The following is an 11,983-nucleotide window of genomic DNA, read 5'->3' on the forward strand; positions in this document are numbered from 1 at the left end:
CACTGTGCCGACGACGTTAGGAGCTGTCCGGGCGATCTCGGTCGGACTCGGTTGCCTGGGTCTGCGAGAACCACCTCGGGCTTCCGCGCGGGAGTCACAATGAGGGGATGAGCAGTCCTCATCCCTACGCGCGCGAGCTCGGGGAATTCCTGCGCGCCCGGCGCACCCGGTTGCGTCCGCACGACGTCGGCCTGGAGCCGGGCGGCCGGCGCAAGGTCACCGGGCTGCGGCGCGAGGAGATGGCGCTGCTGGCCGGGCTGAGCACCGACTACTACCAGCGGATCGAGCAGGGCCGCGACGTCCGCCCGTCCGACGACGTCCTCACGGCGCTCGCCGGCGCGCTCGGCCTCGGCGACGAGGAACGCCGGCACCTGTTCACCCTGGGCCACGCCGCCCGCCGGCCGGTGGCCACCCCGGTGCACCGCGAGCCGGAGCGGGTGCCCGACCGCACCCGCCGGCTGCTGCGGGTGACGGACACGCCGGCGGTCGTGCTCGGCAGGCACCTCGACCTGCTCGACTGGAACCCGATGGCCGAGGCGCTGCTCGGCGACCCGGCCGCCTACCCGCCGGAGCGGCTCAACATGCTCCTGCTGCAGTTCGACGACACGCTGACCGGCGCGCGGAGCTGCCCGGACTGGGAGCGGCAGGCGCTGGACTACATCGGCATGATGCGCGCCGCCGTCGCCACCGACCCCACCCACCCCCGCGCCACCGCGGTCATCGGCGAGCTGAGCATCCGCAGCGCCGAGTTCCGCCGGTTGTGGGCCCGCCACGACGTCCGCGAGTCGGTGAGCGGAACCAAGACCTTCCGGGTGCCCGAGGTGGGCGACATCGTCCTGGACTGGGACACCTACCCGCTGCCCGGCAACTCCGGACCGGTCATGCTGGTGTTCACCGCCGAGCCGGGCAGCGCCGACGAGGACCGGCTGCGGCTCCTGGCGTCGTTGCACGCGTCCCGTTCCGGGCCCATCGACGGGCTTTCCGGATTCCCGTCGATCCGCCGTGCAGGATCGCCGAACCGGCACGGAGAAGCTGAACGGTGACCTGGTGTCGCGCGCCGCACCTCGTTCGGCGTCGGGAGCGGCTGGCACCGGCCCGTTCACGAAGGCCGACCCGCCGGGCTGCGCCGATGCAGTGAATGACCCATTCACCTCGTCCGACGACATGAATGACTCATTCATGTCATCACGACCCACCGCCCAGAACCCGCAACCGTCAGCGAACCTCGGACGCGCGACACTAGGATCTCGCCGTGGCTTCGACAACCGCCGAGCGCAGCCAGACCGCCGGCCTCTGGTCGATCAGGCGGCACATCGTCGCGGTGGTCCTGATCGGCCTGAGCGTGTTCGCGGTCGCGGCGCTGTCGTTGTGGCTGGCGCTGGGTCTGCCGGCCGCGCCGAGCCCGGACACCAGGCTGAACGTCATCAAGATCGCGTTGTCGGTGGTGGCGGGTGTCGGCGGGGTGGTGGCGCTGGTGGTCGCCTACCGCAAGCAGCGGATCGGCGAGGTGGCCGAGGCTCGCGAGCGCGTCAAGGTCCTGAACGAGCGCTTCGCCACCGCGTGCGCCCAGATCGGCCACGAGAAGCCGACCGTCCGGCTCGCCGGGGTCTACGCGTTGGCGAGCCTGGCCGACGAATGGCTCGAGCAACGCCAGGTGTGCATCGACGTGCTCTGCGCGTACCTGCGCATCCCGTACGAACCCGCGCTGGATTCGCCGTGGTACCACGACGAAGAATCCGAAGTGCGCCTTTCGATCACCAGCGTGATCAGCGATCACCTCCGCCCCGGCGCGCCGGTCGGCTGGCAGGGCCACGAGTTCAACTTCCTCCGCGCCGTGCTCCGCTCGGCCGATTTCGCGGACATCCAGGTGACCGGCGGCCGGCTCCTGTTCAGCCTGGCCCGGTTCCCCGGCGGCTGGACCTCGTTCGACGGGATGCACGTGAGCGGCGGCGAAGTCTGGTTCGGCGGCGCGCACTTCGCCGGCGCCAAGGTGACGTTCGACAACGCCGAATTCAGCGGCGGCCGGGTCCAGTTCGACGGCGCCGACTTCGACGGCGGCGAAGTGACCTTCCGCGGCGCCAGGTTCACCGGCGGCGAAGTCGACCTCTCCGGCGTCGACACCGATCACTACACCTCGCCACCGGTGTTCGATCAGTACCCGGCCCCGCCGCCGGGGCTCCTCCTGCCCGGCGCCTGAAGCGTGGCCCGGTAACTTCCGGGCGTCCGGCCCATCGTGCGGGTGAACGTCTCGACGAACGCGCTCGGCGTCGCCCAGCCGCAGCGGTGCGCGGTCTGGGTGACGCCGGCGCCCTCCGCGAGCTGGATCATCGCGTGGAACACGCGGGTCGTGGTGCGCCACTGCGGGTACGTCGTCCCGAACTCGAGCCGGAACAGCCGGGACAGCGTGCGCTCGCTGGTGCCGGTGCGGCGGGCCAGCCAGGCCGTCGTGCGGGGGCGGCTGAGGTCGTCGGTGACGAGCCGGCACGCGTGGGCCAGCCGGGGGTCGCGGGCCTCGGGCAGGGTCAGCGGCCGGTCCTGGGCGCGGCGGAGGCGGTCGCGGAGCACGGCGTGCAGCCGGGAAGCCTCGTCGGCGCCGAGGCCGGGTTCGGTGGCGGCGATGAGCAGTTCGCGCAGCAGGGCGCTGACCGCGATGACCGTGGGCGCGGCCCCTTCCAGCGGCGGGTCGCGGACGGCGAACATGAGAGTGAGGACGTCGGAGGCGCCGTAGACGCGGTGCTCGTGCCAGGTACCGGCCGGCATCCAGACGGCTCGGTCGGCGCACGCGACCCACGCGCCGCCGTCGGTCCGGACCGCGAGCACGCCCCGGATGACGTACACCAGCTGGTGTTCGTCGTGCCGGTGCCGTTCGATGACCTGCCCGGCCGCGTGCTCGTGGCGGTTTTCTGACACAAGTCGACAGATTATCGGAAGTGCGACGCGGCAGTGGCTGCGAATGTGAGCGCATGACGACCAGCTCGCCGAAGAACCGCCTGCGCCGGGTCGCCGTCGACACGCGGCCGCTGGCGAATCCGGTGTTCCGCCGGACCTTCTTCGGCCAAGGCGCCGCGATGGTCGGGACGGTGGTGACCGAGGTCGCCGTGCCGGTGCAGATCTACGACCTCTCGCATTCGTCGTTCGACGTCGGTCTCGCCGGGCTGGCCGGCCTCGTCCCGATCCTCGTGTTCGGGCTCTACGGCGGCGCGGTCGCCGACGCCGTGGACCGGCGGCGCCTGTACCTGGCCTCCACGGCGCTCACGTGGACGGTCACGCTCGCGTTGCTCGCCCAGGCGCTGGCCGGAATCGGGTCCGTGCCGCTGCTCCTCGCCCTCGTCGCCGTGCAGTCCGGCGGCTTCGCCGTGTCGTCCGCGGTCCGCGGCGCCATCGTCCCGGCCCTCGTCCCGCCCGGCCTGGTGCCCGCGGCGAACTCGCTCAGCTACACCGCCTCGACGGTCGGGCAGGTGCTGGGACCACTGGTCGCCGGGGTCCTTCTCCAGCTCCCGAACGGGTTTCGCTACGCCTACGGCGCCGACGCGCTGCTGTTCACCGCCGCGCTCTACGCCACCTTCCGGCTCCCGGCCCTGCCCGCGGCCGGCCCCGTCGGCCGCCCCGGGCTGCGGTCGGTCCTCGACGGCTTGCGCTTCCTCGCCGGCCGCCGAGTCCTGCTGATGTCGTTCCTGGTGGACATCGCCGCGATGGTGCTGGCCATGCCGACCGCGCTGTTCCCCGAAGCCGCCGAGACGCGGTGGCACGGCGGAGTCGGCGTGCTGTACTCCTCGATCGCGATCGGCTCGGTCCTCGCCGGGGTGTCCAGCGGCTGGATCGGCCGGGTGCGGCGGCAAGGCGTGGCCCTCGCCGTGGCGGTGGCGGTCTGGGCGGGTGCCGTCGCGCTGGCCGGACTCGCCCCGAGCCTGTGGCTCGCGGTCGCCCTGCTGATCGTCGCCGGTGCGGCCGACCTCGTCAGCGCGGTGTACCGGCAGACGATCCTGCAGACCGCCGTCCCCGACCGGATGCGCGGCCGGCTGCAGGGCGTGTACACGGTCGTCGTCGCCGGCGGTCCGCGCCTCGGCGACCTCCGCGCCGGGATCATGGCCTCGGCCTTACCGCTCACCGTGGCCTGGTCCGGAACCGCGCTGACGTGCGTGGTGCTCGTCCTGGCCGGCGCCGTCCTGGTGCGGCCGTTCTGGCACTACACGGCTGCTGCGCAGGGAAACGCGTGACAGTCAGAACAGGGTCGCGGGCTCGACCGGCTCCGGCTCGGGCAACACTTCGAGGCCGGGCACCAGCGCTCGCACCTCGTCGTGGAAGCGGCGGGCCAGCGCCGGTGCCTCGTCGTTGTCGGGCGTGTGCACGAAAACCGTCGGCGACCGGCCCTCGCGCAGCCAGTCCGCGACCACCGCGGTCCACGGCTGCCACCCCTCGACCGTCTGCTCGATCGAGTCACGGCCCAGGTAGCGGACGATCGGCCGGTCGGTCAGTGCCCGCGTCCGCCGGGGCAGCCGGGGTTTCTTGGCCCACGCGTCCTGCTCGGCCTCGCTGACCGGCGGGCTCCCGAAGAAGACCGTGGTGTCGAACGGCACCCACTCGGCGTCCGCGTCGGCGAGTGTCCGCTCCAGCAGCGACGTCGACCCCGGGTCGGTGAAGAAGCCGGGGTGGCGCACCTCCACCGCGCGCCGGCGGTCGGCGGGGAGCCGGCGCAGGAAGCGGCCGAGGGCGTCGACCTCCGCCGGGCCGAACGAACCGGGCAACTGGGTCCACAGGACCGCTCGCTCGCCGAGCGGTTCGATCGCGTCCAGGAACGCCCGCATCTCGGCCTCGACCCCGGCGAACCGGCGCTCGTGCGTGACGACCTTGGGCAGCTTGACCACGAACCGGAATTCGGGGCCGGTCTGCCGCGCCCAGGTTTCGACGGTGGCGCGGGCGGGAGTCGCGTAGAAGGTGGTGTTGCCCTCGACCGCGGTGCACCAGCCGGCGTAGGCGCGCAGGCGCTCGCCGGCCGGCAGCGACGGCGGCAGAAACCGCCCGGGCCACGCCTTGTGGGTCCACATCGCGCAGCCGACCTGAAGACGTGCCACCGGCGTCAGCTCCCCTCGATCGTGGACGAAATTACCGGTCACTCCGCCGGCATGGTCACCAGGCTGATCATGCGGCGGCTGCGGCCCGGGCCGGGATCCCGGCCCAGCCGGGCGGTGACGGCCTCGCGCAGCGTCGCCAGCAGCTCGGCCGTCTCCTCGTCCGTCAGCCACAGCGCCGCTTGCTGGTACGTCACGCCGTCCGCGGTGGGGTCGGCCGGTTCCCGGGTCAGGTACCGGTCGAAGTCGGCCAGGAGACCGCCCACGAACGCGGTGAACGTCTTGCGGTGGTCCTCGGTCGTCATCGACGCCCGGTCGGCCGGGTCGATCTCCGCGTGGTGCCACGACAGGCGGTACGTGCGTTCGACCGTGCCCCGGACGCGTTTTTCGTCCAGCACCTCGAGCACGCCCGCCGACGCGAGGGCCGCGACGTGGCGGTACATCGTCGCGTGCGGGACGTCCGGGAGGCGCTCGCGCAACTGGGCCGTCGTGGCCGGGTGGCCGTCGAGGAACGTCCGCAGGATGCGGAGGCGGACGGGGTGCAGCAGCAAGTCGAGCGTGGCCATGGACACCATCTTCCCATGTCTGATACTAATATCAAAACTGATATCAATGGAGGTGCGTCCGATGGAACGCGGCACGACCACAGAAGATGTGCGGGAACTCCGGCTGACGGTCCCGGCCGCCGACGGCCTCGCCCTCGCCGGCACGCTCACCCTGCCCGCCGGCCCCGGCCCGCACCCCGCGGTGCTCTGCCTGCCCGGTTCCGGGAAGGTCGACCGCGACTCCAACGCCGGCCGGGTGCGGCTGGACCTCGGCGGCCCGCTCGCCGCCGCCCTGGCCCGGCACGGCATCGCCTCGCTGCGCTACGACCGCCGTGGCGTCGGCGCCACCCCGGGCGACTGGCACACCGTGGGGTTCCTGGACAACCGGGCCGACGGCGCGGCCGCGTTGCACGCCCTGCGTGACCACCCGGAAATCCTCCCCGGCGCCGTCGGCGTGCTCGGGCACAGCGAAGGCGCGGTCCACGCGATGTGGCTGGCCGCCCACGCCCACGCCGCCGCCGCGGTCCTGCTCGCCGGCTACGCCCGCCCCGGCGAGCAGGCCCTGCGCTGGCAAGGTGCCCGGTTGGCGGACTCGCTGCCTCGCCCCCTGGTGCCCGTCCTGCGCCGCGTCGCCACCCGGCAGCTGGCCCGGCTGGCCGCCACCACCACCGACACCGCCCGCATCGGCGGCCTGCGGATCAACGCCCGGTGGTGGCGCGAGCAGCTCGCCTACGACCCCCGCCCGGACCTGGCGCGCATCGCGGTTCCCGTCCTGGCCGTCACCGGCGCCGAAGACGTCCAGGTCGACCCGGGCGACCTGGACGTGATCGCGGACCTGGTGCCGGGTGGGGCCGAAACCCACCGGACCCCCGGCCTGACCCACCTCCTCCGCCGCACCGACGGCCCGGCATCCGTGTTCTCCTACCGGCGGCTGCTCCGCGACCCCGTGGACGGCGAGCTGCTCACCATGGTCGCCCGCTGGCTGGCCGACCGGCTTCGCTGACCCGGCGGCGGTTACCGGTCGGTAGCATATTGCCGGCCTATCGGAATCCGCATACGGGCCGGCAACACCGCGCCGGTTTGACTGGCCGGCATGACTCACGGCGAACCAGGACGTACCGCGGTGCGCTCGCCGGCCCTGCCTCCGGCGGCGACCGGAATCACGATCTACGGGTGCGAGCCGGCTGAGGCCGTCCTGTTCCGGGAGCTGGCGCCCCGCTTCGGCGTGGTGCCGACCATCACCGATGCCGCGGTTTCCGAAGCCACCAGCGAACTGGCGCTCGGCAACCGGTGCGTCAGCGTCGGCCACAAGACCCGGATCACCGGCCCCACCCTGCTCGCCCTGAGCGAAGCCGGCGTGGAATACATCTCCACGCGCAGCATCGGGTTCGACCACATCGATGTGGACTACGCCCACCGCGTCGGCATTTCCGTGGGCAATGTCGCCTATTCCCCCGACAGCGTGGCCGACTACACGCTGATGTTGATGCTGATGACGGCGCGGAACGCGAAATCCGTCCTCCGCCGCGCGGAGGTCCACGACTACCGGTTGAGCGAGGTACGCGGGAAAGAACTGCGCGACCTGACCGTCGGGGTGATCGGCACGGGACGCATCGGCGCCGCGGTCATCGACCGGCTGCGGGGTTTCGGCTGCCAGACGCTGGCTTACGACAGCCGTCCGCAGACCTCCGCCGACTACGTCACGCTCGACGATCTGCTGGCGCAGAGCGACATCGTGACGCTGCACACGCCCCTCACCGCGGACACCCACCACCTCCTGGACCGCCGGAGGATCGACCGCATGCGCCGGGGCGCCGTCGTCATCAACACCGGACGCGGTTCCCTGCTCGACACCGAGGCCCTGGTCCGGGCGCTGGAAAGCGGAAAGCTGGGCGGCGCGGCGTTGGACGTCCTCGAGGGCGAGGAAGGGATCTTCTACGCCGACTGCCGGGACCGGTCCCCCGGGAGCGAATCCCTGCTGCGGCTGCAGGAAATGCCGAACGTGCTGATCAGCCCGCACATCGCCTACTACACGGACCACGCCCTGAGCGACACCGTCGAAAACAGTCTCGTCAACTGCCTGACCTTTGAAAGCGGGAAGCGGCATGGATAGGTTGAAGGTCGGAATCATCTTCGGTGGCTCGACCGAAGAACACCCCGTCTCCGTCAAGTCCGCGCGAGAGGTCGCGAAGCACCTCGACCCGGACAAGTACGAGCCGTTCTGGATCGGGATCACGAAGAGCGGCGAGTGGAAGCTCTGCGACGGCCCCGGTGAGGGCTGGGAGAACGACGGCGGCCGTCCGGTCGTGCTGTCGCCGGACCGGAGCGTCCACGGACTGCTCGTCCTGGACGAAGGGAAGTACGAAACGATCAGGCTGGACGTCGTGCTGCCCCTCCTGCACGGCCGGCTCGGCGAGGACGGCGCGATGCAGGGTTTAGCCGAACTGGCCGGCGTTCCCTACGCCGGCTGTGACGTCCCGAGTTCCGCCCTGTGCATGGACAAGTCCCTCACCTACCTCGTCACCGCGAGCGCGGGGATCGCGACGCCGGAGTTCCGGACCGTCACCGCCGGCGAGACCGTCGATCCCGGTGGGCTCACCTACCCCGTCTTCGTCAAGCCGGCCCGCTCCGGGTCGTCGTTCGGCGTCAGCAAGGTGTCCCGCGAGGAAGACCTGCCGGGTGCGGTGGAGGCCGCGCGGCAGTACGACCCGAAGGTGCTGATCGAGCAGGCGGTCGCGGGCAGCGAGATCGGGTGTTCCGTCCTGGGGAACGACGAAGACCTGATCACGGGCGAGCTGGACCGGGTCGCGCTCTCCCACGGATTCTTCAAGATCCACCAGGAAAGCAACCCGGAAAGCGGTTCCGAGAACTCGACGTTCATCGTTCCCGCGGACATCCCGGCGGAGTCGCGCGCGCTGGTGCAGGAAACGGCGAAGGCCGTCTACCGCGCTTTGGGCTGCCGGGGACTCGCGCGCGTGGACCTGTTCCTGAAGGACGACGGGACGGTGGTCCTCAACGAGGTCAACACCCTGCCCGGCCTGACCTCCTACAGCCGCTACCCGAGGATGATGGCGGCCGCGGGGTTGCCGCTCGGCGATGTGCTCGACCGGCTGGTTTCGCTGGCCTTGACGGGGAAAGCCCGATGAAGGACGACTTCGTCTTCGTGGACGAGTTCGTGCCCGGCATCCGCTGGGACGCCAAGTACGCCACCTGGGACAACTTCACCGGCAAGCCGGTGGACGGCTACCTGGCGAACCGGGTCGTCGGCACGCGCGCTCTGTGCGTGGCGCTGGAGCGAGCCCGGGAAAAGGCCGAGTCCCTGGGCTTCGGCCTGCTCCTGTGGGACGGCTACCGGCCGCAACGCGCCGTGGACTGCTTCCTGCGCTGGTCGCGTGAGCCCGAGGACGGCCGGACGAAGCCGCGGCACCACCCGAACATCGACCGGGCCGAGATGTTCGAAAAGGGTTACGTGGCCGCCAAGTCCGGGCACAGCCGGGGCAGTACCGTCGACCTGACGCTCTACCACCTGGCCACCGGCGAACTCGCGGCCATGGGCGGTGGCCACGACCTGATGGACGCGGTTTCGCACCACGGCGCACCGGGAATCACCCCGGCCGAAGCGGGCAACCGGCACCACCTCTGTTCCCTCATGGAAGCCTGCGGTTTCCGGCGGTACGACCGCGAATGGTGGCACTACACACTGCGGGACGAGCCCTACCCGGACACGTACTTTGACTTCCCCGTCGGATGACCGGGAGATCCGGCCGGTGCGCGCCGCCGACGCCCCGCGGATCACCGGGCTGCTGGCCGAACTCGGCTACCCGGGCGAACTCGGCGCGGTGACCCGGCGGCTGGCGGCCATCCTGCGTTCGGACACCCAGTGGGTCCTGGTCGCGGCCGGCGGTTCCCGCATCGACGGTTACGTCAGTGCCGAGCGGCGGCCGGCGCTCCCGCACCAGGAGGAACTCCTCGAGATCACCGGCCTGGTCGTCGACGCGGCGGCCCGCCGCTCGGGCGTCGGCCGCGCGCTGGTGGAAGCCGCCGAACAGTGGGCAGCACGGCAGGGGCTGCGCACGATCGTGGTCCGCTCGAACGTCGCGCGCCCCGAATCGCACCCGTTCTACGAGGGCATCGGGTACCGGCGGACGTCGACCTCGCACACCTACCGCAAGGAGATCTGAGACGTGGCAGCGCCGCGCGTCGTCGTCGCCGGTGGCCATTCGGCCGGGCACATCGAACCCGCGATGAACTTCGCCGACGCGGTGCGCCGGCTGGTGCCCACGGCCGAGATCACCGCCCTCGGCACCGTCCGCGGCCTGGACACCACGCTCATCCCGGCCCGCGGCTACCCCCTCGAGCTCATCCCGCCGGCGCCGTTGCCGCGCCGGCCGGGCCGCGCCCTGCTGCGCACGCCCGGCAAGCTGCGCGACTCGGTGCGAGCGGCCGGATCGGTGCTCCGCCGCGTGCGCGCCGAGGCCGTGGTGGGTTTCGGCGGCTACGTTTCCCTGCCGGCCTACCTCGCCGCCCGCGAGCAGGGCCTGCCGATCGTCGTCCACGAGGCGAACGCCCGGCCCGGCGTCGCCAACCGGCTGGCGGCCCGGATGACGACGCACGTCTTCGCCGCCGCGCCGGGGGTCCGGCTGGCGCACGCCACCGCCATCGGGATCCCGCTGCGGCCGGCGATCGCCGGGCTCGACCGGCCCGCACTGCGCGACGCGGCCCGGCAGCGGTTCGGGTTGCACCCCGGCGGGCCGGTCCTGCTGGTCACCGGCGGTTCGCAGGGCGCGCGGGCGATCAACGCCGCGGCGTCCGGCGCGGCCGCGGCGCTGCGGGCGGCCGGCGTGCAGGTCCTGCACATCACCGGGCCGCGCCACGCGGTCGCCGTGCCGGCCGGCGACCCGCCCTACGTCGTCACCCCGTACGTCGACGAGATGCGCTACGCCTACGCCGCGGCCGACTTCGCGCTCTGCCGCTCGGGGGCGATGACGTGCGCCGAACTCGCCGCCGTCGGCCTGCCCGCCGCGTACGTCCCGCTTCCGGACCGCGGCGGTGAGCAGCGGCTGAACGCCGGACCGGTCGTCGCGGCGGGCGGGGGCCTGCTCGTCGACGACGCCGGCCTCGACCCGGCCTGGATCGAGACGACCCTGCTGCCCGTGCTCACCGATCCCGGGCGGGTCGCGGCGATGTCGGCTCGTGCGCGCGCCGCCGGCGCGGCCGACGCGGACGTCGTCCTGGCCCGGCACGTGCTCACCGCGATCGCCGCGCGCCGGGGGTCACCGGAGCCAGGACCGTGGTAGCCGCACCGTGACACTGAGCCCGCCGCCGGGGCGGGGGGCGAGGGTGAGCGTGCCGTCGTGCGCCTGGGTGATGCTGTTGACGATCGCCAGACCGAGGCCGACCCCCGCGTGGTCGGCGCGGACGCGCTCGGTGCCGCGCTGGAACGGTTCGACGAGCGTGGAAACCTGCCGCGGGGTGAGCGTCTCGCCGGTGTTCTCGACGGTGAGCGCCACGGTTTTGGGCTGGACGGCGGTCGTCACCCACACCGCGCCCCGATCGGGTCCATTGTGGACGATCGCGTTGTGCACGAGGTTCGTGGTCAGCTGCAGCAGGAGCGCGTGGGAGCCGTGCGTGGGGGCGACCTCGCCGGACGTCTCGATGGTGAGGCCACGCTTTTCCGCCAGGGGAAGGAGCGTTTCCGTGGCCTCTTCCGCGACGAGGGACAGGTCGACGCGTTCCCGGGTGAAGGAGCGCTGGTCGGCCCGGCTGAGCAGGAGCAGCGCTTCGGTGAGGTCGATGGCGCGGGTGTTGACGGCGTGGAGGCGGTCGACGAGCTCGCCGGACACCTGCGCCGGATCGGTGCGGGCGACCTCGAGCAGTGCCTGCGAGATCGCCAGCGGTGTGCGCAGTTCGTGCGAGGCGTTGGCGGCGAACCGCCGCTGTTCGGCGACGTGGGTTTCGAGGCGGGTGAGCATCGCGTCGAAGGCGTCGGCGAGCTCGCGGAACTCGTCCTTGCGGCCGTCCAGGAGGATCCGGTGGGACAGCGATCCTTCGGTGGCCCTGCGGGCGGCGTCGGTGATGCGGGTCAGCGGGGCGAGCATGCGGCCGGCGAGGATCCACCCGCCCAGCAGCCCGAAGACCAGCAGGAAGACCACGACCACCGCCGCGGCCGAGGTGAAGGTGCTCATCAGGTTGGCGCGGTTCAGCACGCCCCCGGGCATGACCGCGACGTCGGGCAGGTTGCCGCGCAGGAACAGCCACACGGTCATGAGCAGCAGGGCCCCGGCGAGCATGAGGAACCCGGCGTAGCTGAGGGTGAGCTTGAGGCGGACGCTCAGCCCCGGCTTCCGGTCCACGGTCTCTTCCCCCACG

General features: G+C 72.2%; 13 protein-coding genes. 9 read left to right on the forward strand and 4 right to left on the reverse strand.

Features of this window, described 5'->3' with window-relative positions; genetic code table 11:
- Positions 1 to 107 precede the first annotated feature (107 nt).
- Both ACZ4TR_RS33245 and ACZ4TR_RS33250 read left to right on the forward strand, forming a co-directional pair.
- Positions 108 to 1,043, forward strand: coding sequence for a helix-turn-helix transcriptional regulator (locus ACZ4TR_RS33245; RefSeq protein ID WP_465291604.1), 936 nt, complete (start codon positions 108 to 110; stop codon positions 1,041 to 1,043).
- Positions 1,044 to 1,252: 209 nt separating this feature from the next.
- The gene (locus ACZ4TR_RS33250) at positions 1,253 to 2,197 is read left to right on the forward strand and encodes a pentapeptide repeat-containing protein (RefSeq protein ID WP_465291606.1); all 945 of its coding nucleotides are present in this window, start codon (positions 1,253 to 1,255) and stop codon (positions 2,195 to 2,197) included.
- On the opposite strand, the gene ACZ4TR_RS33255 is transcribed toward ACZ4TR_RS33250, so the two are convergent.
- Positions 2,152 to 2,910 carry an AraC family transcriptional regulator gene (locus tag ACZ4TR_RS33255; protein WP_465291608.1) on the reverse strand — a complete coding sequence of 253 codons (759 nt, stop codon included), beginning with the start codon at positions 2,908 to 2,910 and terminating at the stop codon, positions 2,152 to 2,154. The genes ACZ4TR_RS33250 and ACZ4TR_RS33255 overlap by 46 nt on opposite strands.
- A gap of 53 nt (positions 2,911 to 2,963) precedes the next feature.
- Between ACZ4TR_RS33255 and ACZ4TR_RS33260 the strand changes: the two genes are divergently transcribed.
- The gene (locus ACZ4TR_RS33260; protein ID WP_465291610.1) at positions 2,964 to 4,217 is read left to right on the forward strand and encodes an MFS transporter; all 1,254 of its coding nucleotides are present in this window, start codon (positions 2,964 to 2,966) and stop codon (positions 4,215 to 4,217) included.
- Between the two features lie 3 nt (positions 4,218 to 4,220).
- Here ACZ4TR_RS33260 and ACZ4TR_RS33265 read toward each other — a convergent pair whose 3' ends face one another.
- Both ACZ4TR_RS33265 and ACZ4TR_RS33270 read right to left on the reverse strand, forming a co-directional pair.
- Positions 4,221 to 5,045: a DUF72 domain-containing protein gene (locus ACZ4TR_RS33265; protein ID WP_465292001.1), complete on the reverse strand. Its 825-nt coding sequence runs from the start codon at positions 5,043 to 5,045 to the stop codon at positions 4,221 to 4,223.
- Positions 5,046 to 5,110: 65 nt separating this feature from the next.
- On the reverse strand, positions 5,111 to 5,635 hold the full coding sequence (locus ACZ4TR_RS33270) for a helix-turn-helix domain-containing protein (protein ID WP_465291612.1): 525 nt from the start codon (positions 5,633 to 5,635) through the stop codon (positions 5,111 to 5,113).
- 61 nt (positions 5,636 to 5,696) lie between these two features.
- On the opposite strand from ACZ4TR_RS33270, the gene ACZ4TR_RS33275 reads away from it, so the two are divergent.
- From ACZ4TR_RS33275 to ACZ4TR_RS33300, 6 genes are all read left to right on the forward strand, one after another.
- Positions 5,697 to 6,617, forward strand: coding sequence for an alpha/beta hydrolase family protein (locus ACZ4TR_RS33275; protein WP_465291614.1), 921 nt, complete (start codon positions 5,697 to 5,699; stop codon positions 6,615 to 6,617).
- Positions 6,618 to 6,707: 90 nt separating this feature from the next.
- Positions 6,708 to 7,727, forward strand: coding sequence for a D-isomer specific 2-hydroxyacid dehydrogenase family protein (locus ACZ4TR_RS33280; RefSeq protein WP_364515315.1), 1,020 nt, complete (start codon positions 6,708 to 6,710; stop codon positions 7,725 to 7,727).
- Entirely contained in the window at positions 7,720 to 8,760 is a 1,041-nt protein-coding gene (vanA, locus tag ACZ4TR_RS33285; RefSeq protein ID WP_465291616.1) for a D-alanine--(R)-lactate ligase, read from the forward strand. Before ACZ4TR_RS33280 ends, vanA begins: the two co-directional genes overlap by 8 nt.
- Complete coding sequence (gene vanX / locus ACZ4TR_RS33290) at positions 8,757 to 9,365, forward strand: D-Ala-D-Ala dipeptidase VanX (RefSeq protein ID WP_465291617.1); 609 nt, start codon at positions 8,757 to 8,759, stop codon at positions 9,363 to 9,365. Before vanA ends, vanX begins: the two co-directional genes overlap by 4 nt.
- 16 nt (positions 9,366 to 9,381) lie before the next feature.
- Complete coding sequence (locus tag ACZ4TR_RS33295) at positions 9,382 to 9,795, forward strand: GNAT family N-acetyltransferase (RefSeq protein WP_465291619.1); 414 nt, start codon at positions 9,382 to 9,384, stop codon at positions 9,793 to 9,795.
- A 3-nt stretch (positions 9,796 to 9,798) separates the two neighbouring features.
- Positions 9,799 to 10,911 (forward strand): UDP-N-acetylglucosamine--N-acetylmuramyl-(pentapeptide) pyrophosphoryl-undecaprenol N-acetylglucosamine transferase, encoded by a 1,113-nt coding sequence (locus tag ACZ4TR_RS33300; RefSeq protein ID WP_465291621.1) that lies wholly within the window; start codon positions 9,799 to 9,801, stop codon positions 10,909 to 10,911.
- Here ACZ4TR_RS33300 and ACZ4TR_RS33305 read toward each other — a convergent pair.
- Positions 10,888 to 11,967, reverse strand: a complete 1,080-nt coding sequence (locus ACZ4TR_RS33305; RefSeq protein ID WP_465291623.1) for a sensor histidine kinase — start codon at positions 11,965 to 11,967, stop codon at positions 10,888 to 10,890. The genes ACZ4TR_RS33300 and ACZ4TR_RS33305 overlap by 24 nt on opposite strands.
- Between the last annotated feature and the right edge of the window lie 16 nt (positions 11,968 to 11,983).

It is taken from the genome of Amycolatopsis sp. NPDC028719, from assembly GCF_055565395.1.